Source organism: Achromobacter sp. HZ34 (assembly GCF_002209485.1).
Taxonomy (GTDB): Bacteria; Pseudomonadota; Gammaproteobacteria; order Burkholderiales; family Burkholderiaceae_B; genus Bordetella_C.
Map to the genome: position 1 here is coordinate 301,486 of NZ_NJIX01000003.1, position 19,643 is coordinate 321,128.

Sequence of the window (19,643 nt, forward strand, 5' to 3'; positions counted from 1 at the left end):
TTGGGCCTTCGTCTGGGCGGCGTGGGCGGGATACGCGGCAGGGCCGGCGTCGATGCGGACGCGAGGCGTCTTCATGGCTGGGCCTCGGCTTGGGCGGCGCGGGCGGTTCGCAGCGCCTGGCGGCCGCGGTTCCAGATGGTCAGTACCAGCAGCGCGTTGGCCAGGGCCATGACCGGCGTGAACCAGGCCAGGTAAGGCACGCCCAATCCCAGCAGCAGGCCGATGAGACCGAACAGGAAGGCGCGATCGCTCTTGCCCAGGGGGCCGTCGTAGCGGCGGCCGCCGCCTACGGTCTGGCCCAGGACGCCGACCATTTCGCTGAGCGCGGCCAGCAGGACCAGGGTCACCACCCAGCCGCCGGCAATGCCGGGCAGCAGGGCGAAGGGCAGGTAGAGGGCGGCGTCGGAGACGACGTCGCCGGCCTCGTTCAGCAAGGCGCCCAGGGGGCTTTGCATGTGGTACCGGCGCGCCAGCATGCCGTCGATGGCATTCAGGGCCATGCGTATGAACAGGTACACGGGCAGGGCCAGCCAGAGCAGGCCCACGGGTGCGCCGCCGCTGGCCTGACGGGCCAGCAGCAGGGCCAGGGCGGCTCCCAGCGCTACGGAGATCACCGCTGCGGCCAGCGTGACCTGGTTCGCCGTTACGCCGGCGCCATACAGTTTGCGCGTGGGCCAGTCCAGCAGTTGCTGGAACTTGGGCTTCAGATCGTAGATGCTGGCCATCCCTCCCCCCGGAGCGTGCTGGAATGCGGCGATTCTATCCCGCTACCATCCATGCGTCCCTATAAAGAACGCACGCGTGACCAGAAATATGTAAGTAATTTAACGAGAGAGTGCTCCGGGGAAGGCCGAGTTCTGGCAGAGAGGGAAAGTTTTTTGTTTGGGGGCTCCGCCCCCAACGTCCCCCACCGCGACAAACGCGGCGCCGGGTTCATGCAGAGAGATAAGGTTTTGTTCAGGGGCTCCGCCCCCAACGCCCCCGCTGCGACAAGCGCGGCGCCGGGTTCATGCAGAAAGATAAGGTTTTTGTTCAGGGGCTCCGCCCCCAACGCCCCCGCTGCGACAAGCGCGGCGCCGGGTCCGTGCAGAGAGATGACATTTTTGTTTAGGGGCCCTGCCACCAACGCCGCCCGTTGCGGCAGGCAGGGCGACGGTGGAGAGCCGCCTCTAATCGCGGCATTCAGGGCTGACAGCCGTGGGGCTTTTGGGGGCGGAGCCCCCAAGAGAGAACTTATCCCCCCTGCCGGCGAATTGCGCTACTCCAAGCCACCGCAGGGGGGCCTTGGGGGCGGAGCCCCCAAAAAAACCAATCCTCCTTGTCTGCAAATTGCGACGAATCACGCCCCGTGAATAAAAAATCGCCCCCGCACGCCCCCATCCCCCACACCAGTCACCTGAAGACGTTATAAATACAGATTCCACACTTTTTCACCCCCTCACCTTAAGAGAGCGTAGCGATATGGCACCGAAGATCTTCATCGATGGCGAACACGGCACCACGGGACTGCAGATCCGCACCCGCATGGCCGGCCGCCGTGACGTGGAGCTTTTGTCCATCCCGGAAGCCGAACGCCGCAACCCCGCCATGCGCGAGGACCTGCTGAACAGCGCCGACATCGCCATCCTGTGCCTGCCCGACGCTGCCTCGCGCGAAGCCGTCGCCATGCTGGCCGACAACAAGACCGTCCGCATCATCGACACGTCCACGGCCTATCGCGTCGACCCCGCCTGGGCCTACGGCTTCGCTGAACTGGAAAAAGGCCAGGGCGCCAAGATCGCCGCGGCCCGCTACGTCGCCAACCCCGGCTGCTACCCCACCGGCGCCATCAGCCTGATCCGCCCGCTGCGCGTGGCCGGCATCATCCCCGATGCCTATCCGGTCACGGTCAATGCCGTGTCGGGCTACACCGGCGGCGGCAAGCAGATGATCGCGCAAATGGAAGATCCCACCCATCCGGACGCCATCGACTCGCCGCACTTCCTCTACGGCCTGCCGCTCAAGCACAAGCACGCGCCGGAGATGAAGATCCACGGCCTGCTGCCGCGCCTGCCCATCTTCGCGCCCTCGGTCGGCAAGTTTCCCCAGGGCATGATCGTGCAGGTGCCCCTGGTGCTGGACCAACTGGCGCCCGGCGCGACGCTGGAAAGCATCCATGCCTGCCTGACCGCGCACTATGCCGGCCAGGACATCGTCACCGTGGTGCCCCTGGCGGAAAGCCAGAAGCTGGATCGCGTCAGCGCCGTGGAACTGGCCGGCAAGGACACCATGAAGCTGTTCGTGTTCGGCACGCCCGGCCAGGACCAGGTCAACCTGGTGGCCCTGCTCGACAACCTGGGCAAGGGTGCGTCCGGCGCAGCCGTGCAGAACATGGACCTGATGCTCAAAGGCTGAACGGCGCCACGAAAAAAGAAGCCGCCTGCTTGCGCACGGCGGCTTTTCTTTTGCGTGGGACCCCGGCCGCTCAGGCCAGCACCAGCTTCGCGCCCGCCTTGCGCAGCTGGCGCCACTCCCGTTCATCGACATTCTTGCGGTTGCTGAACACCACATCGATATTTTCGGCCGGTGCATAAGTGACGCGGCTGGTCACCCCCACCTTGCTGTAGTCGGCCAGCACATAAAGACGCTTGGACTGCCGCACCATGGCCTCGGCCACGGCGGCCTCATGGTGCTCGTAGTTGGTCGCCCCCTGTTCAGCGGTCAAGCCCACCGGCGACAGCACGGCGATATCCGCATGATAGCGGGCGATCTCGTTGACGGTGGCGGCGCCATAGGTGGCCTGCACGTCGGCATAAGGACGGCCACCCAGCAGGATCACCGAGCACGCGCCCCGTCCGGGCGGGGCCGCGGACGCCAGCTTCATGGCGATCAGCACGGAATTGGTAATGACAGTCAGGTCCGGCACCGACGGCAACACCTCGGCCAACATGCCGGTGGTGCTGCCGGCATCCAGGAACAGCGTCTGTCCCGGCGCCAGCAAAGGCAGCACCGCCTGGGCGATGGCGCGCTTCTCCCGCGCATGCAGGCGCTGGCGCTCGACGAACGGCGGTTCCAGGCGCGCGGCAGTGGCCACCACGCCCCCATGCACGCGCCGCAACAGTCCTTGCGCTTCCAACTCCAGGATGTCGCGCCGCACCGTCTCGCGCGATACCGCCAGGGCCTGGGCCAACTGGTCGGTACTCATGCGCGCGTATTCATCGAGCAGGGATTTGATGCGCAGAACGCGTTCTTCTTGGAGCATGGGGCCTGAGAGAATGCTGAAAACCTGGTGATGGAAATTCGGATATCTAAGCAGCAAAAGGCAGCCCGCGGATCGAGGCGGGGGTGAGCCCCCTCCTTATACTTGAACTGAACGCCGTGTCGCTACGGCATTTACGCACACGGCACCGGGCCCACCGGTAAACCGGCGGGCCCGTTTCACGCTGGCGCGTGCAGATCCGTGGCGCCAGGTGGCTTAGAAGTCGCCTTCGCCCATGGCCGGATCGCTGATGCCGTGCTTGCCGGTTTCCACGCGGCCGGCAAAGCGGCGCGACCAGGTCGGCTGGCTGGGGCAGGTAACGACGAAGTCGTACCAGGCGCTGCTGTCGCTCAGGTCCCAATGGATGTCCTGCGTGGCGGCGGCGCCGACCGACGCGTTCCAGGGCCCATCGTTGCGATAAGCCTTGGCCCGCACGTTGAACGTGGCCGTGCCGGCGCCACGATTCATCAGCGTCAGGTAGACGTTGCCGTTGGCCACGTCATAGCAGACCCGCACTTCGGGCACCGGCACGGTGGCATCGCGCTCGACGCTCAGGTCACCGACGAAGGCACGGTGATAGCCGTTCGGGCCCAACACCCACAGATCGTAGGCGCCGCCGTTGTCCGACCAGGCATTCCAGGTGTCATCCAGCTGCTTGCCCGCTTCCACCACATAACGTTGCGGAATGCGGTCCAGGTGCAGGCGATCGTACACATGGAACACGGCGGCCTGGGTGCCCGTGTTGGCGAAGATCAATTGCACGGTACCCGCGGTGGCGTCGGTGCGGGCGCTGGTATGCAACTCATAAGGCAGCGCGCGCGAAGGCCGCGTGCCCAGGACCTGGTTGGGCAGCTTTTGCGGGCTGGGCAAGGCGACGGCGGCCAGGGCTTCCTGCGCCGTGCGCAACGCATCGGCCTGCACCTGCGTCTTGCGGCCGGCCAGCGTCTGCAGGGCTTCGTCGTTGGGGGTGGAGAAGTTGAAGGCCGACGTCAGATCGCCGAACACCGCGCGGCGATACGGGCTGATGTTGGTTTCGGCGATGCCGAAGCGCGTTTCCAGGAAGCGCAGCACGGAGGTGTGGTCGAACTGCTGCGAGTTGACCCAGCCGCCGCGGCTCCAGGGCGAAACCACCCACACGGGCACGCGCGGACCGGGGCCGTAGCAGTCGCCATCCTGCGCGGGCATGCTGGTGCCCGGCACGTTCGGATGCGTGTAGTACTCATAGGACATGTCGGCCGTGCTCAGCGTCGACTTGCCGTGGGAGGTACCGGTGGCCTGGTCGATCGACGGCGCGCACGGCGGCGGCACGTGGTCGAAGAAACCGTCGTTCTCGTCGAAGTTGATCAACAGCACGGTCTTGGACCACACATCCGGATTGGCGGTAAGCGCGTCCAGCACTTCCTGCACATACCACGCCCCCTGCACCGGGCTCGACGGTCCGGGGTGCTCCGAATACGTTTCCGGTGCCACGATCCACGACACTTGCGGCAGCTTGCCGTCCAGGATGTCCTGCTTGAACGTACCCAGCAGGCCGCCATCTGGCATGGTGTTGGCGATGCCCTTGTACAGCGGATTGCCGGCGTTGTCGGTGGACGGGTCGTACGCAGGGCTGGTCCCCGCCGCCTGGTCGCTATACACCGGCTTGCCCGACGCCAGGTTGGCGTTGCGGTAGTTCCTGAAACCGATCAAGGCGTTGTCGGTGAAGTTGTCCGGCATGTTCTGGTAGACGATCCACGATACACCGGCGGCTTCCAGCCGTTCCGGATAGGTGGTCCAGTCAAAACCGTTGACCAGCGAGTCGGTGCTGTTCAAGCCGTCGAACACGTTGTTCACCACCACCTGGCCCGTGGTCGTGGCGCCGTTGGTACCGGTCATGTGGAACAGGCGGTTGGTGTTGGTGCCGCCGTGCAGCGAGCAGTGATAGCCGTCGCAAACCGTGAATGCATTGGCCAGCGCCGTCTGGAAAGGCACTTCCGCTTCGGTGAAATAGCCCATCGACTGCTGGTTCTTGTACTTGGGCCACTGGTACATGCGGCCCTTGTCCCACGCGTCGCGCGCATCGGTCCAGCTGTGCGGCGTGCCGCCGACGCGCTGGGCGTTGCCGGCCGACTGGTCAAGATGGTAAGGCAGCACCGGCTTGCCGTCGGTATCGAGCTGCTGGAACACGTTGAAGCCGCTGGGCAGGGGAATCGGAAAGCGGTCACCGAAGCCACGCACGCCGGCCAGCGTGCCGAAGTAGTTGTCGAAGGAGCGGTTTTCCTGCATCAGGATCACCACGTGCTCGACGTCCTTGATGGTGCCGGTGCGGTTGTTCGCCGGAATCGCCAGGGCGCGGCGAATGCTGGGCGGGAACAGGTTCAGGGCGGCGCCGGCCGCGGTCACGCCTGCCGTCTTGCGCAGGAAATCTCGTTTGGAATTGTCGATCATGTCGGCTGTGATGTCTGTGGGCGTGGACGGGTCAGGGCGCGCAATGCAACACCGGCTCGGGCGTCGTCGGCGTACTCGGATCGGAGGGATTGGTCGGCGTGGTGGTGTCGCCACCGCTATTGTTCTTGTCGTCATCGTCGTGATCGCCGCCACAGGCACTGAGCATCAGCGCCACGGCGCACGCGGCGGCAAGCGCGCGTACGACGGATGACAGGCGCGCGCGTGGCTGCCGGTCCAGGAAACTTTCGGTCATGCAGGGCTCCGTAGGGGTCGGATGAACTTGCACAAAATTACACAAGTCCAAAAATGTGCATGCGGATGATCGACGTTGCCGATGACATCGCAATGACAGGGAGCCGGGCAGATTGAAATCGGGCGTGACAAAAAACAAAGCGCGCACACTTGCGTGTGCGCGCTTTGCGGTCCGGCAGCGTCGGGGCCCATCCCACGCTGCCCCAGGGTCTTTCGCCCTGGCGGACCGACCTAGCAGGCGTTGGTATTCAAGGCACTGACGATATTGTTGAAGTGCTGCCGCAGGTTGCGGATATCGTCACGCTGACGCAGCATCATTTGCATGGCGGGAGAGCGGTCCTTGGCCTCCTTGACGTAGGTACCGTCTTCCGTCCTGCTGATGACCGTGCGGCCATCCCCCACGTATTGGTTGACGTGCATCATCAGGTTGGGGCAACCCTTCTGGTTCTGTTCACGTACCTTGCGGTCGTAGCCCTGGCCCATGTCGTTGACCTGGCCGATGGCATCCTTGAAGCCCTGCAGATGCTCGCCCAGGCCTTCGCCAGCCATGAAGGTAGTGGCTTGCCCTTGCGCCGCCTTGCCCCAATACACGAGACCGATGCGGTAATAGGCGGCGGTGTCCTTCTTGGCGTTTTCGAAAGCCGTCTTGGTGTTCTGCAAGTCCTGCTCCGACAGGCCGGAGTAGAAGGCGTCTTCCTGCTTGGCCACTTCGGTCAGCGCGGCCACATAGGCCGGGCTCAGTTCGCGCGCCTTGGCGCCACCGTCGGCCAGGTAGCCCTTGGATTCGCCGTAGTTCTGCAGTTCATGGCTCAGCGGCGACAGCTTGGCAAGGGCGTCGGCGAAAGGCTTGGCCGGGCCGTCCAGCGCCGGCATGGCCGGCTGCATGGCCAAGGCCTTTTCCAGGCCGTCCTTGGTGCGATCGATATAGATATCGTTCTGGATGGTGAAGTCCTTGATCGGCTTCTTGGCATTGACCGCCGGGACGTTGTACTTGTTGTAGCGGTCCAGCGCGTCGCTGAACGAACTGTTCACCTTGTTGGCCGTGTCGACATACTGGTTGAACTTGATGACCCGGGCCTGATCTGCCGAGGCCGCCTGCGCCTTGGCCGAGGAAGGCGAATCCGCGGACTTGGCCGTGTCGTCGCCGCAAGCCGCCAGCACGCAAGCGGCGGCCAGGACGAGGGCATGGCGGAAGGGTCGGGGGAGCGCGAACATCATGATTCCTCGGCAATTCGGGTGAGCAGGATTTGTAACGAGGCGGATGATACATAGCTGACAAATTGCCGAAGTAAGCAAATCAGTCAAAAATACGCGGCATGCGACGTAACAAGACTTCGCCGATCTGCATGCTTTTTTCCTTCCATCGCCCGGCAAATCGCGCTCAAAGCGATATGAATCCAAAAATATAACGAAGGCTTCGAAGAATTTTGCGGCCGTGTAAAAAGTACACTCCCCCGCATTAAGTTGCATATCGTTTCCGGAACCCTGGTGTTCAACCGGGTACCCGCGCGTCGCCACCTCGTGCCATAATCAGCGCCACACCGCCGCACAGGAGAGACCAGCCCAGGCTGGCGCCGACGGAGCAACCGCCCCGGAAACTCTCAGGCACAAAGGACTGCGCGACGGGCAAGACAGACTCTGGAGAGCGGCGTCGGATGACGCCCACCGAAGGGGAACCGGCATCTGGCCGCCAGGCCAGCGCCGGTGAAACTCTCAGGTACCGTGGACAGAGGGGGCGCGGCAGCCGCTTGGCCTGCCGCCACCCTACCCCGGAGTCACCATGACCCGCATCGCCATCCTTGGCGCCGGCATCACCGGCGTCACGTCCGCCTATGCCCTGGCGCAATTGGGCTATCACGTCACCGTCTACGACCGCCAGCGTTATCCAGCGATGGAAACGTCCTACGCCAATGGCGGCCAGCTCTCGGCCAGCAACGCCGAGGTGTGGAACAGCGCCGCCACCCTGGTCAAAGGCCTGAAGTGGATGTTCCGCCGTGACGCGCCCTTGCTGCTGAATCCTGCGTTCAGCCTGCACAAATACGGCTGGCTGGCGCGCTTCATGCGCCACATCCCCGATCACGAACGCAATACCGTGGCCACCACGCGCCTGGCCATCGAAGCGCGCGCGCACCTGTTCGCGATGGCGGAAGCGGAAAGCATAGACTTCGACCTGGAGCGGCGCGGCATCCTGCACATCTACCATGACCAGGCCAGCTTCGACGCGGCCCGCCGCGGCAATACGCTGCTGCAACGTGGCGGACTGGAACGCCATGCCGTCACGGCCGCGGAAGCCCGCGCCATCGAGCCGGCGCTGCGCACCCCGTGCCATGGCGCTTTCTACACGCCGTCGGACAGCACCGGCGACATCCACAAGTTCACGCGCGGCCTGGCCCTGGCCTGCGCGCGGCGCGGGGTGGCGTTCCGCCAGGATTGCGAGGTGCTGGCGGTCAGGCCGGAAAGCGCGGCCCTGAACGCCGCCCACACCGTGCAGTGGCGCGACGCCGACGGCCACGTCGACCAGGCCAGCCATGACGCCGTGGTGATCTGCGCGGGCCCCGCCAGCCAGGCCCTGGCCGCCACACTGGGCGACCGCGTGCCGGTCTACCCGGTCAAGGGTTATTCCATTACGGTGCACCTGGACCAGCCCGGCGATGAGGAGGCGGCACCCCGGGTCAGCCTGCTGGACGAGGCGGCCAAGATCGTCACCAGCCGGCTGGGCGCGCGCTTCCGCGTTGCCGGCACGGCGGAATTCAACGGTTACAACAAGGACATCCGCGCCGATCGCATCGAGCCCCTGGTGCAGTGGACCCGGCGGCACTTCCCCGGCGTCGCCACCCAGCGCGTGGTGCCATGGTGCGGCTTGCGGCCGATGACGCCGAACATGATGCCCGTGGTACGGCGCGGCCGCCGGCCCGGCGTCTACTACAACACGGGGCACGGCCACCTGGGCTGGACCCTGTCGGCCGCCACGGCGCCGCTACTCGCCAGCCTGGTTGCAAGCGAACAGCCGCCGGGCTGACTACTCGAAGCCGGTCACCACATGCGGCACGTAAGGCGCTTCCAGGGCACGCACCTCGTCCTCGGTCAGCTGCAACTGCAAGGCCGCGATGGCGTCCTGGAACTGCGCCGAACGCGAGGCGCCGATGATGGGCGCCGTCACGCCCGCCTTGCCGATGACCCAGGCCAGCGCCACCTGGGCGCGCGGCACGCCACGCGCCGCGGCGATGGCGCCGACAGCTTCGACGACACGGCGGTCGGCTTCTTCGGTGTTGCCATACAGCTTCTTGCTCACCGCGTCGCTCTCGTCGCGCGCGGTACGGTCGTCCCAGGCGCGCGCCAGGCGGCCACGCGCCAGCGGGCTCCACGGAATGACGCCGATGCCCTCATCGCGGCACAACGGCAGCATCTCGCGCTCTTCTTCGCGATACAGCAGGTTGAGGTGATTCTGCATGGTCACGAAACGGGTCCAGCCGTTGGCTTCGGCCACATGCAAGGCCTTGGCGAACTGCCAGGCATACATGGACGAGGCACCGATGTAGCGCACCTTGCCCGCCTTGACCACGTCATGCAGGGCCTCCATCGTTTCCTCGATCGGGGTGTGGTAGTCCCAGCGATGGATCTGGTAAAGGTCGACATAGTCCGTGCCCAGGCGCCGCAGGCTGGCGTCGATGCCCTCGAAGATGGCCTTGCGCGACAGCCCCGTGGTGTTCGGCCGCCGCTTCTCGCCGGCATCGCCCGGCCCGAAATACACCTTGGTGGCGAGCACGATTTCGTCGCGCCGCGCATATTCCTTCAAGGCGCGGCCGACGATCTCTTCCGACGTACCGGCCGAATAGCTGTTGGCGGTATCGAAGAAGTTGATGCCGGCTTCCAGCGCTTCGCGGATCAGGGGCCGGCTGGCTTCCTCGTCCAGCGTCCAGGGGTGCGTGCCGCGCTCCGGCACGCCGAAGGTCATGCAGCCCAGCGCCAGCGGCGACACGAGCATGCCGGTATTACCCAGGCGTTTGTATTCCATGATATTGATCCGTCCACACTGTAAGCAGATGCCTCAAGCATAGGCCACGGCACGGGACGCGAGCTAGAATCCCCCGCTTGTTGCATCGGGTATCCCTGTTTCCGCATCATGCCGCGTCTCTACCAGCTGTGCGCCCTGCTACTGCTCGTCCTGCCGCTGGCCGCCTGCCAACGGGACGCCGCGCCCCTGCCCAACGACGCCTATGTCTGGCAACGCGCCTGGACGCCCGCGCTGGTGCAGGCGCTGCGCGCCAGTGACGACATCGTGGCGGCCTGGCATGTGCTCGGCGCCGAGATGGACGCCGGCGGCCGCTGGGCCGATACCGCGCCCGATTACGCCACGCTGGCCGCGCTGCGCGAACCCGTCGTCCTGGTGCTGCGGCTGGATGGCCGCGCCGACCGGCTGGACGCGGACGCCATCCGCGCGCGGCTGCATGAACGCATGCAGGCCTGGCGCGCCGCGGGGGTGCGCATCGGCGGCGTCGAAATCGACTATGACTGCGCCACCGCGCGCCTGCCCGCCTATGCCGTGTTGCTGCGGCTTCTGCGTGACGGGCTGGATGTGCCCCTGGCCATCACCGCCCTGCCGACCTGGCTGCAGAGCCCCGACCTGGACACTTTACTGGCTGTGCCGGACAGCTCCATCCTGCAAGTGCACGCGGTACTCGATCCCGCGCTGGGCTTGTTCAATCCCCGCCGCGCGGCGGCCTGGGTCAAGGACTATGCGCGCCGCACCCAGCGGCCGTGGCGCGTGGCCCTACCCAGCTACGGCACGCGCGTGGCCTGGGATGAAGCCGGCCGCATCCTCACCGTGGAAAGCGAACGCCCCACCCTGGCGCCGTCCTCGCGCGACGCCGAACTGGTGGCGCAACCCAAGGTGCTGGCGCAGTTCAGCGCGGAATTGGAGCAACAGCGACGGCAACGGCAACGGCAGCTGGCGGGCCTGGCCGGCCTGGTCTGGTTTCGCCTGCCCACCGACCAGGACCAGCGTGCCTGGAGCCTGGCCACCTGGCGCGCGGTGCTGACGCGCCAGCCGCTGCAATCCGAACTCACCATTACGCTGGACGGCGCGGGCCCCGCGCGCGATATGCTGCTGGCCAATCGCGGCAACAGCGACGCGCCGCTGCCGGGCATCATCCGGATCGCCGGTGATTGCGCCGCCGCGGATGGCATCAATGGCTACGCGCTGGAACGCGACAGCGCCGGACTTTACTTGCGCAGCACCCATGAAGGACTGCTGCGCGCCCACTTTCAACGCAACATCGGCTGGCTACGCTGCAACGATGCACAACCCCGTCTCACCTTCGCCCAATAAACGCACGCGCCGCCCTCTGGGACTTGCGCTGCTGCTCGCCGGCCTGGCCGGCGGCACGCTGGTCATCGCCTGCGGACCGGACTTTCCACCGCAGTTGCTGGACGACCGCGGCGGTACGCTGGGCGCCACGCCGACCAACTCCTTCACTTATGAAGTGAGCCATCTGGTCAGCAGCAAGGACAAATTCCACGTCCAGGAAGGCTATTACGGCAGCCCGGCGTCGCAGGGCACGCCCGATGACGCGGACAAGGCCTTGAGCACCGACGTGGCGGCACGCCTCAAGGCTGTGCGCCAGGCTGCCAACGGCGACGCCGCCTATGCGGCGGGCGCGGGACTGCCGCCGGCCTTGCGCCTGTATACGGCCGGCGCGGTGGACTATCGCTTGTCCCACGCGGCCGCGGACGACGTCGGCAAGGACGCCGACAAGGATCCGAACGTCGTCGCCAAACGGGCGGCGCGCCGCTTCCAGGCCGTGCTCGACCTGCCCGCGCAGGATGGCGCGGCGCGCGCGGTGTGGGCGGCGTATATGTTGGCGGAATTGAAGGCACAGGGCTATGTCACCGCGGATGATGGCCTTGGGGATGATGCGGGCCACGGTGGCGGTGCCGCCGGCACGCCTTCCTCATCGACAGCGGCGGGCGCGGGCGGCAATCCGGCCGGTGTTGCGGGCGCGGCTGAAGAACCCGCTTCGAATCGTTCTCCCTCGGGTCACCTGCTGACCGAACAGGCCGCTGAAAACGCCTGGCGCGAAGATGTCGCGCGGGCCTATGAGCGGGTACGGCAACTGGCGCGTACGGGTGCCGACGACAGCCAGGGACTGGCCGTGGCCAGCTATGGCCAACAGGCCCTGCTCTATCTGCAAGGCGGCGACGGCACTTGCGGTAACGACGAGATCAATGGCCAGACCGGCTGCGCCGACACCATCTCTCCAGCCGCGATGAAGCGCGCCATTCATCTGTACGCCGAGCAGGCCGCGCAAGGCTCGCAGAGCGGCCTGCAATCGCTGCGCACCCTGGCCGATTGGGCCCTGGGCAATCCGGTGCGCGCCAGCAGCCTGATCGACGATCCCATTGCGCAACGCCTGCTGGTCACCTACGCACTGGCCCGCCTGGGCGACATCGTCGACGGCAAGGCGGACAGCGCCACCGACGTGTTTGCCATCGAAGGCATCAACGGCCAGCACGGCATGGCGGACGCCGGTGTCGGCGATACCCGCATCACGCCCAACCCGGCATTGACGGCACTGACCGCGGCCCTGGCCACCTTGGATCCCGCGCGCCTGGACAGCGCCGACCGGGTCGCCGCGCTGGCCTATCGCGTGGGTCGCTACGATCTTGCCGCACGGTTGGCCGCCCGTATGCAGACGCCCCTGGCCTGGTGGGTGCGGGCCAAGCTGGCCACCCGCCAGGGCGACGCCGCGGCGGCGGCGCAAGCCTATGCCCATGCGGTGCAGGCCTTCCCGCAAAACGATGGCAGCCTGGAGTCGTCCAGCCTGGCGCGCTTGCAAGGCGAACAGGGAGTGCTGTCGCTGGCGCGCGGGCAGTATGTCGACGCGCTCGACCAGTTGTACCAGGCGGCCACGGCGGCCCAGCCCGGCAGCCTGCCGGAGGATGGGCCGGTGATGGGGGACTACTGGAACGACGTGGCGTACGTGGCTGAACGGGTGTTGACCACGGATGAACTGCGCGACTATGTGAATGCCCATGTGCCTGCCACGCCGGTACCCGCCGTCGACATGAAAACCATGGACGCGACGGCGCAGAGCAACTGGCTCTACCAGCACCCGGTCACCGTGGCCGATCGCCTGCGCCAGTTGCTGGCGCGCCGCCTCATGCGCGATGGCCAACGCCAGCAGGCGCTGGCGTATTTCCCGCCGGACGACGACGCGCGTTTCATGAACGTCACTTGGGCGGATGGCCAGATGGTGATGACCCCGACCCGGGCGCGCCAGGCCGCGGCGGCATACGACGCCGCCTTGAACGAGGCGCGGGATGCGTGGCGTGATGTGACGCGGGCGCGCGCCTGGTATCGCGCCGCGCTGATCGCGCGCCGCCAGGGGATGGATCTGCTGGGCTATGAACAGGATCCGGACTATGCCGTGTATGACGGCGGCTACACCTACGGCGCTGGCCGCGGCGGCACCGAGGACGGCAGCTGGCAAGGCGCCGCGGCGGGGCAGGACCAGGCGGCGGGGGCTGACGCCGGCCAAGGCGGGGCCACGGCAAGTGCTGACGCTGGCCAAAATGCGGGCGCCGGGGCGGCTACACGTGTGGACACGCCAGCCAAACGCGCGGCGCGCGATCTGGCGGGGCCTTACGTTACCGATGAAGAACGCCGCCGCTATGCCGCGTCGGAGGCGAAGCCTTACGCGCGCTTCCACTATCGCGAAGTCGCCGCGGATCATGCTGTCGAGGCGGCCGAGCTGCTGCCGCCCCGCTCCCAGGCCTACGCCGCCACCCTATGCCGTGCGACCCGTTTCATCATCGATGACGATGCCGGCCGCGCCCGTGCGATCTACATGCAGTACGTCAAGAATGGCGCCGCGGTGCCCTTCGGCGCCACCTTCGGCCGCAATTGCCCCGACCCGGACTTCGATGGCGCCGCGCGCTTTCGCTACGTGCAGGCGTGGCGCGTGATCGAACGCCACCCCGCCGAAACCGCCGGCGCCGGCATAGCGGCCCTGGCCGCCCTCACCGCCGCCCTTTACTGGCGCCGCCGCGCACAGGCATAACATGCTCAAGGGCATCGTCGGGCATTTCGAACGGCACTACGGCCCGGACATCGTCCCCGCCTTGCTGGTACAGGCGCGGCAGGCCTATGCGTGAGAGCGTAATCAGCCATCCACCGGCGTGACCAAGGGCCGGCCCTCGAAACACGCCAGCAAATTGGCGGTCGCCAGCTTGACGGTGGCGGCGAGGGCTTCCGGCGAGCGGCCCGCGATGTGCGGGGTAAAGGTCAGGTTGGGCGCGCGGAAAACCTCCGGCAGCATGCCGTCGGGTTCGCCCTCCACCACGTCCAGCGCGGCGCCCGCGATCGTGCCGGCATGCAGCGCCGCCAGCAGCGCCTGCGTATCGACCACGCTGCCGCGCGCGATATTCACCAGGAAGCCATCCGGTCCCAGCGCGCCCAGTACCGCCGCGTCGACCAGATGATGCGTGGCAGCGCCGCCCGGTGTCGCCACCACCAGGAAATCCGCCCAGGACGCCAGCGCCATCGGGCTGTCGAAATAGACCATGCTGCCGCCGTCCTCGACCGGGCGGCGGTTGTGATAACCCACGGCCATATCGAAACCACCGGCCGCGCGGCGGGCGATCTGCCGGCCGATGGTGCCCAGCCCCAGGATGCCCAGTTTCTTGTCATGCAGCGTCGGCCGTTCGATGCGTGAACTGGCGCCCCAATTGCCGCCGCGCGCCACCTGATCGTTTTGCACGATGCCGCGCGCCGCCGCCAGCATGAGCGCCAGCGCGTGGTCCGCCACCGCGTTGTCATTGGCGCCCCGCCCATTGCTGACGGCGATGCCGCGCGCCCGGGCTGCCGCCACGTCGATTTTTTCGTAGCCGGCGCCCAGGGCGCAGACGATGCGCAGGCGCGGCATGGCGGCCATTTCATGGGCTTCGAAGCCGGTCGAACCGTTGGTCACCACGGCATCGATGGTGGCCGCCAACTCGGCCGGCAATTGCGCGCGCGCGGCCGGCGTCACGGCAAAATGCAGCTGGAAACCGGCTTCCTCAAAGACGGTCAGGTTGGTCTGCTTGATTTCGATGAGGATCAGCAATTGCCTTTGCATGGGGGGTCCCTGGCAGGAATGGTTATGAAGGGGCGAGCCGATTGTGTCCGAGGCGGCCTGAAAGGACGCTGATCACGCCGCCCGGGGGAAGCACCGAACCCGGCGCCGGACCAGGCGCGGCCGGCGATATACTGCCCGGATCTCCGCCTTTCAGGTAGCGTCTCATGGCCCAACAACCGACCCAACAAACCATTTCCATCACGCCGGACATCGCCTGCGGCAATGACCGGCCCTTCGTGCTGTTCGGCGGCATCAATGTCCTGGAGTCGCGCGAGCTGGCCTTGCGGTCCTGCGAGCACTACCAGAAAGTCACGCGAAAGCTGGGCATTCCCTACGTGTTCAAGGCTTCCTACGACAAGGCCAACCGTTCTTCCATCCATTCCTATCGCGGCCCCGGCATGGAAGAAGGCTTGAAGATCTTCGAAGCGGTCAAGGCGGAATTCGGCGTGCCGGTCATCACCGACGTGCACGAAACCTGGCAGGCCGCGCCCGTGGCCGAGGTTGCCGACGTCGTGCAACTGCCCGCCTTCCTGGCGCGCCAGACCGATCTGGTGGTGGCGCTGGCCAAGACGGGCCGCGTGGTGAACGTCAAGAAGCCGCAGTTCCTCAGTCCCAGCCAGGTGCAGAACGTGGTCGAGAAAATCCAGGAAGCCGGCAACCAGCAGGTCATCCTGTGCGATCGCGGCACCGCCTTCGGCTATGACAACCTGGTGGTCGACATGCTGGGCTTCGGCGTGATGAAGAAAGGCTCCAACGGCTTGCCGGTGATTTTCGACGTCACGCATGCCTTGCAACAGCGCGCCGCCGGCGCCGCTGCTTCGGGCGGGCGGCGCGAGCAGGTGGCGGAGCTGGCGCGCGCCGGCATGGCCGTCGGCCTGGCCGGCCTGTTCCTGGAGGCGCATCCCGATCCGGACAACGCCAAGTGCGACGGCCCCAGCGCATTGCCGCTGGATCAGCTGGAGCCTTTCCTGACGCAGATCAAGCGTCTGGACGACCTGGTCAAGTCCTTCCCGCCCCTGGATATTGCCTAGACCCGCAGCCAGTCCAGGTTCTTTTCCTTCTCCAGGCCCTGGATGCGGTCGAACAGCCTGGCCATGGCGGCCTCCGGATGGCTGCGCGTCAGCAGCATGAACTTCTCGCGCAGGCCGGCGCGGTCCAGCGGGTGCTCCGGCGTGCCGGTGAAGGCAGTGACGTGGCTGCTGAATTCGCGGCCGTCCTTCAGCTTGACCGTCACCGTGCTGGCCAGGTCGTTGTTCTTCTGTCCCGGCGCCAGCTCCATGCTCACGCGCTGGGTCAAGGCCAGGATCTGCTGGTCCTGCGCCACCTTCTCGTCGAACGAACGCGGGTCGACCGGATTGCGATACATGGCCAGCGCCACGCAGAAAGGAATGCTGAACTGCGCCAGCAAGGAATCGGCCGGCTTGGGAATATTGTTGACCGTGGTCATGCGCGGGCTGCCGGCGACGGTGATGCGGTCGATATCCTCTGCCTTGAAACCGTTCGCCTTGCGCAGGCCCAGTATCGCCTCCACGGGCGTGTGCGCCGTGATGTGGCAGGCGTAGCGCTTGATCATGATGTTCATGGTCTCGTAGGTGCTGCCCAGGCCCTTGGTCAATTCGGCCAGATCGTATTCAGGGCAGAAGGCGCGCAGGAATCCTCCTTCGCCCTCCAGCACCGTGCTGGGGCCGGTGAACCCTTGGGCCGCCAGATCCGCTGCCACCACGCCGCCCTCGGCGCCACGGCCGACATTCAAGCGCTTGACCATGGCCCCGTTGCCCGCGTGGGCGAAGGCCAGCAGGCCGCCGCTGCAAGAGCCGGCGATGCCCATGGCATTGACCATATGCGCCTGGTCGAAGCCCAGCAGATGCCCCACGGTCACCGCGCCGCCGAAAGGCCCCGTCGTGCCGGGCGCATGGAAACCGCGCTCTTCATTGGTGTGCTTGGTGGCATAGCCGATACGCAGCATCACTTCGGCCCCGGCCACGAAGGCCGCCAGCAGCGCCTTGCCGCCCAGGCCTTTGTCCTGCGCCATCGCCAGGCCGGAGGAAAACAGGGCCGCGCCAGGATGCGCGCCACTGTCCGGCTTGGTCAGGTTGTCCAGTTCGAACGCGTGCGCCATCGCGCCCTGCGCCAGGGCCGCCATCTGCGGATGCACGGGCTGCGTGCCGCTGCCCAGGATCTGGCTTTTACCTCCCGATCCATTCTGGCGCGCATACGCGATGATCATCTTGCTCCAGGGCAGTTCGGCCCCATAGATGATGGTGGCCACCGCATCCGTCATGGCGTCCTTGGCGCGCTGCAGGACGTCCGGCGGGATCTGTTCGTAGCGCAGGGCCGCGCCGTAGGCGGCCAAGGTCACCGTCTGGCCGCCCTTGGTGTCCTGTTCCTTGCCTTGCCCATTACCCTCCGGCTTGGCTTTAGCGTCGCTTTTCGCGGCGGGTGTTGCCGCGCCCTTCGCATCGCCTGCGGGAGCGGGGGTGGTCGCAGCGTCCGCGGCCCGCGCCGGTGCCGCGGCCAGCAGCGCGGGCGCCGCGCCGGCCAGCATGCCGGCCTGCAGGAAGTGGCGGCGGGTGAGCCCAGGGGTCTGCTCGTCCTTGGCCTGCTCGTTCGTGGCCGCCTGGTTGGTTGCCATCTTCTTGGTGTGGTCCAGCATGTGTCGTCTCCTCGCGATGCCGGCGGCGCCGTGCTTCTGTTGTCGCGTGCGCCTTTCTACTCAAAAAACCTTGAATTCAAACTGAAATGGCTCCGCAAGCGGAGCCATTTGGTTCAACTTCAATCCGGCTGGATCGAGCAAGGCAATAGCCGGTGCCCGTCCGCGTCCTGGGAGGAACAGACACATGCCCGGTACACCGGCCCGCGGGCGTCGGTGTCCTAGCCGCCGGCAGCCACGCTCTTGGTCATCTTCGCCTTGTTGTAGTTGATGATACGGCCGGTGTCCGGCTCGATGCCGATGCGGCCGCTAAGCGTTTCCAGCGGCTGGCCGTAAAGGTGGAAATGCAGCGTCGGCGCATTGCCCGTGACGTGGATGCTGTGCAGGTCGTCGGGCAGGAAGGCGATGGACGCACCGGGGCGCACGACCTGCTCATGCGACAGGGCCAGCTTGGCATGTTCAGCGTCGCTGCCGTCGTCCGAGCGTTGGTAGATCCGGTTCAACTCTTCACCGGAAATCGCCACGATGACGGCCCACGTGGTGTGGTTGTGCGGCACCGAGGTCTTGCCCGGATTGATCGAATTCAGATACAGCGCGATATCGCTGTCGCCGTCATCCGGGTTCAGCCGGTACCGCGTCGATTCACCCTGGCCCCCCGCGGGCGGCGGAAAGTCGGCGCTGCCGAACAGTTCGCTTGCCTGCGCCAGCCGCTCCAGGCGGGCGCTGACATCGGCCAGCAACTCACGGCTCAATTCCCGGCCCGCCAGAAGCTGGCGGATATCCGCCAGGGTCTCGCTGACGCGCTGGCGGCGCTCGGCGGCGACCACGGACGAGGAGGATGACGGTGCTGCCTGGGAGGGGGACGCATTGCTCATGGTGGGTCTCCTTTATGATTGATGAACGATACGCCAAAATCCGCCATGCGCCGCGTCTTCCCCCACTTGAATTAGGCGCGCCACCCCCCATCTAGGCGGCTCCCCCCGCGACAAGGAGTGCAGAATGAGCTACCGCAAAGACCCCGATGCCATTGCCCGGTTGACCCCGGAGCAGTACCGCATCACCCAGGAAAGCGGCACCGAAGCTCCCGGCAGCGGCGAATATCTGCACAACAAGGAAGCTGGCCTGTACGTGGACATCGTCTCCGGCGAACCGCTGTTCGCCTCGGCCGACAAGTTCGACTCGCATTGCGGCTGGCCCAGCTTCACCAAGCCCATCGTGGACACCAACGTCAATGAGTTGCGTGACGTCACACACGGCATGATTCGTACCGAAGTGCGCTCGGCGCATGGCGACAGCCATCTGGGCCACGTATTTCCGGACGGCCCGCGCGACCGCGGCGGCCTGCGCTATTGCATCAACTCGGCGTCGCTGCGCTTCATCCCGCGCGACCAGATGGAAGCCGAAGGTTATGGCGCCTACATCGATCAAGTGGAGGACGTGAAATGAGCCAGGAACGCGCAGTACTCGCAGGCGGTTGCTTCTGGGGCATGCAAGACCTGATCCGCCGCTTCGATGGCGTCATCAGCACCCGTGTGGGCTATAGCGGCGGCGACGTGGACAACGCCACCTACCGCAACCACGGCACGCATGCCGAAGCCATCGAGATCATTTTCGATCCGGCCAAGACCAGCTTTCGCCAGATCCTGGAATTCTTCTTCCAGATCCATGATCCGACCACGCCCAATCGCCAGGGCAATGACCTGGGCACCAGCTACCGCTCCGCCATCTTCTACACCGATGACGAACAGAAGCGCGTCGCCGAGGACACCATCGCCGACGTCAATGCCTCCGGCCTGTGGCCCGGCAAGGTCGTGACCGAACTGGCGCCGGTGGGACCGTTCTGGGAAGCCGAGCCGGAGCACCAGGATTACCTGGAACGCATCCCGAATGGCTATACCTGCCATTTCCTGCGGCCGAACTGGAAGTTGCCCAAGCGCGCCGCGGCGTGATGGCAGCGCAG

The 19,643-nt window shown here is 66.2% G+C and carries 16 protein-coding genes and 2 riboswitches; of the genes, 7 read left to right on the top strand and 9 right to left on the bottom strand.

Annotated features, from left to right (window positions below):
• Window positions 1-71 precede the first annotated feature (71 nt).
• Complete coding sequence (locus CEY05_RS13530) at window positions 72-725, bottom strand: CDP-alcohol phosphatidyltransferase family protein (RefSeq protein ID WP_088598850.1); 654 nt, start codon at window positions 723-725, stop codon at window positions 72-74.
• A gap of 736 nt (window positions 726-1,461) precedes the next feature.
• On the opposite strand from CEY05_RS13530, the gene argC reads away from it, so the two are divergent.
• On the top strand, window positions 1,462-2,394 hold the full coding sequence (gene argC, locus CEY05_RS13535) for an N-acetyl-gamma-glutamyl-phosphate reductase (RefSeq protein ID WP_088598851.1): 933 nt from the start codon (window positions 1,462-1,464) through the stop codon (window positions 2,392-2,394).
• 70 nt (window positions 2,395-2,464) lie between these two features.
• Here the strand turns inward: argC and CEY05_RS13540 are convergent, their stop codons facing one another.
• The 4 genes from CEY05_RS13540 to CEY05_RS13555 all read right to left on the bottom strand — a co-directional run bounded on the left by CEY05_RS13540 (window position 2,465) and on the right by CEY05_RS13555 (window position 7,135).
• Window positions 2,465-3,241, bottom strand: coding sequence for a DeoR/GlpR family DNA-binding transcription regulator (locus tag CEY05_RS13540; RefSeq protein WP_088598852.1), 777 nt, complete (start codon window positions 3,239-3,241; stop codon window positions 2,465-2,467).
• A 213-nt stretch (window positions 3,242-3,454) separates the two neighbouring features.
• Window positions 3,455-5,665, bottom strand: a complete 2,211-nt coding sequence (locus tag CEY05_RS13545) for a phosphocholine-specific phospholipase C (protein ID WP_088598853.1) — start codon at window positions 5,663-5,665, stop codon at window positions 3,455-3,457.
• A gap of 31 nt (window positions 5,666-5,696) precedes the next feature.
• Window positions 5,697-5,918 (bottom strand): hypothetical protein, encoded by a 222-nt coding sequence (locus CEY05_RS13550; protein ID WP_088598854.1) that lies wholly within the window; start codon window positions 5,916-5,918, stop codon window positions 5,697-5,699.
• 230 nt (window positions 5,919-6,148) lie between these two features.
• Entirely contained in the window at window positions 6,149-7,135 is a 987-nt protein-coding gene (locus CEY05_RS13555) for a DUF3829 domain-containing protein (protein ID WP_233161512.1), read from the bottom strand.
• A gap of 321 nt (window positions 7,136-7,456) precedes the next feature.
• Window positions 7,457-7,545, top strand: a riboswitch (glycine riboswitch).
• Window positions 7,546-7,657, top strand: a riboswitch (glycine riboswitch). It abuts the riboswitch before it with no gap.
• A gap of 40 nt (window positions 7,658-7,697) precedes the next feature.
• On the opposite strand from CEY05_RS13555, the gene CEY05_RS13560 reads away from it, so the two are divergent.
• On the top strand, window positions 7,698-8,936 hold the full coding sequence (locus tag CEY05_RS13560; protein ID WP_088598856.1) for a D-amino acid dehydrogenase: 1,239 nt from the start codon (window positions 7,698-7,700) through the stop codon (window positions 8,934-8,936).
• Here CEY05_RS13560 and CEY05_RS13565 read toward each other — a convergent pair whose 3' ends face one another.
• A complete protein-coding gene (locus CEY05_RS13565; protein WP_088598857.1) occupies window positions 8,937-9,932 on the bottom strand; it encodes an aldo/keto reductase in 996 nt (331 codons plus the stop codon).
• A 108-nt stretch (window positions 9,933-10,040) separates the two neighbouring features.
• On the opposite strand from CEY05_RS13565, the gene CEY05_RS13570 reads away from it, so the two are divergent.
• Both CEY05_RS13570 and CEY05_RS13575 read left to right on the top strand, forming a co-directional pair.
• Complete coding sequence (locus tag CEY05_RS13570) at window positions 10,041-11,246, top strand: DUF3142 domain-containing protein (protein ID WP_088598858.1); 1,206 nt, start codon at window positions 10,041-10,043, stop codon at window positions 11,244-11,246.
• Window positions 11,215-13,977: a hypothetical protein gene (locus tag CEY05_RS13575; RefSeq protein ID WP_088598859.1), complete on the top strand. Its 2,763-nt coding sequence runs from the start codon at window positions 11,215-11,217 to the stop codon at window positions 13,975-13,977. Before CEY05_RS13570 ends, CEY05_RS13575 begins: the two co-directional genes overlap by 32 nt.
• A 102-nt stretch (window positions 13,978-14,079) precedes the next feature.
• Here CEY05_RS13575 and CEY05_RS13580 read toward each other — a convergent pair whose 3' ends face one another.
• A complete protein-coding gene (locus CEY05_RS13580) occupies window positions 14,080-15,033 on the bottom strand; it encodes an NAD(P)-dependent oxidoreductase (RefSeq protein WP_088598860.1) in 954 nt (317 codons plus the stop codon).
• A gap of 164 nt (window positions 15,034-15,197) precedes the next feature.
• Here CEY05_RS13580 and kdsA point away from each other — a divergent pair, with 164 nt between their 5' ends.
• Window positions 15,198-16,064 (top strand): 3-deoxy-8-phosphooctulonate synthase, encoded by an 867-nt coding sequence (gene kdsA / locus CEY05_RS13585; RefSeq protein ID WP_088598861.1) that lies wholly within the window; start codon window positions 15,198-15,200, stop codon window positions 16,062-16,064.
• Here the strand turns inward: kdsA and CEY05_RS13590 are convergent.
• Together CEY05_RS13590 and CEY05_RS13595 are read right to left on the bottom strand one after the other, a co-directional pair.
• A complete protein-coding gene (locus CEY05_RS13590) occupies window positions 16,061-17,686 on the bottom strand; it encodes an MmgE/PrpD family protein (RefSeq protein ID WP_088598862.1) in 1,626 nt (541 codons plus the stop codon). The genes kdsA and CEY05_RS13590 overlap by 4 nt on opposite strands.
• Window positions 17,687-17,904: 218 nt before the next feature.
• Window positions 17,905-18,558, bottom strand: coding sequence for a cysteine dioxygenase family protein (locus CEY05_RS13595; RefSeq protein WP_088598863.1), 654 nt, complete (start codon window positions 18,556-18,558; stop codon window positions 17,905-17,907).
• A gap of 124 nt (window positions 18,559-18,682) precedes the next feature.
• Here CEY05_RS13595 and msrB point away from each other — a divergent pair, with 124 nt between their 5' ends.
• Window positions 18,683-19,129, top strand: coding sequence for a peptide-methionine (R)-S-oxide reductase MsrB (gene msrB / locus CEY05_RS13600; protein WP_088598864.1), 447 nt, complete (start codon window positions 18,683-18,685; stop codon window positions 19,127-19,129).
• On the top strand, window positions 19,126-19,632 hold the full coding sequence (gene msrA, locus CEY05_RS13605) for a peptide-methionine (S)-S-oxide reductase MsrA (RefSeq protein WP_088598865.1): 507 nt from the start codon (window positions 19,126-19,128) through the stop codon (window positions 19,630-19,632). Before msrB ends, msrA begins: the two co-directional genes overlap by 4 nt.
• The last annotated feature ends 11 nt before the right edge of the window (window positions 19,633-19,643 follow it).

Excerpts from the sequence above, each read along its gene's own strand:
- CEY05_RS13565 (WP_088598857.1), bottom strand. The coding sequence starts at position 9,932 with ATGGAATACAAACGCCTGGGTAATACCGGCATGCTCGTGTCGCCGCTG.
- kdsA (WP_088598861.1), top strand. The coding sequence starts at position 15,198 with ATGGCCCAACAACCGACCCAACAAACCATTTCCATCACGCCGGACATC.
- CEY05_RS13570 (WP_088598858.1), top strand. The coding sequence starts at position 10,041 with ATGCCGCGTCTCTACCAGCTGTGCGCCCTGCTACTGCTCGTCCTGCCG.
- CEY05_RS13550 (WP_088598854.1), bottom strand. The coding sequence starts at position 5,918 with ATGACCGAAAGTTTCCTGGACCGGCAGCCACGCGCGCGCCTGTCATCC.
- CEY05_RS13580 (WP_088598860.1), bottom strand. The coding sequence starts at position 15,033 with ATGCAAAGGCAATTGCTGATCCTCATCGAAATCAAGCAGACCAACCTG.
- CEY05_RS13575 (WP_088598859.1), top strand. The coding sequence starts at position 11,215 with ATGCACAACCCCGTCTCACCTTCGCCCAATAAACGCACGCGCCGCCCT.
- CEY05_RS13545 (WP_088598853.1), bottom strand. The coding sequence starts at position 5,665 with ATGATCGACAATTCCAAACGAGATTTCCTGCGCAAGACGGCAGGCGTG.
- CEY05_RS13595 (WP_088598863.1), bottom strand. The coding sequence starts at position 18,558 with ATGAGCAATGCGTCCCCCTCCCAGGCAGCACCGTCATCCTCCTCGTCC.
- msrB (WP_088598864.1), top strand. The coding sequence starts at position 18,683 with ATGAGCTACCGCAAAGACCCCGATGCCATTGCCCGGTTGACCCCGGAG.
- CEY05_RS13555 (WP_233161512.1), bottom strand. The coding sequence starts at position 7,135 with ATGATGTTCGCGCTCCCCCGACCCTTCCGCCATGCCCTCGTCCTGGCC.
- CEY05_RS13590 (WP_088598862.1), bottom strand. The coding sequence starts at position 17,686 with ATGCTGGACCACACCAAGAAGATGGCAACCAACCAGGCGGCCACGAAC.
- msrA (WP_088598865.1), top strand. The coding sequence starts at position 19,126 with ATGAGCCAGGAACGCGCAGTACTCGCAGGCGGTTGCTTCTGGGGCATG.
- argC (WP_088598851.1), top strand. The coding sequence starts at position 1,462 with ATGGCACCGAAGATCTTCATCGATGGCGAACACGGCACCACGGGACTG.
- CEY05_RS13540 (WP_088598852.1), bottom strand. The coding sequence starts at position 3,241 with ATGCTCCAAGAAGAACGCGTTCTGCGCATCAAATCCCTGCTCGATGAA.
- CEY05_RS13530 (WP_088598850.1), bottom strand. The coding sequence starts at position 725 with ATGGCCAGCATCTACGATCTGAAGCCCAAGTTCCAGCAACTGCTGGAC.
- CEY05_RS13560 (WP_088598856.1), top strand. The coding sequence starts at position 7,698 with ATGACCCGCATCGCCATCCTTGGCGCCGGCATCACCGGCGTCACGTCC.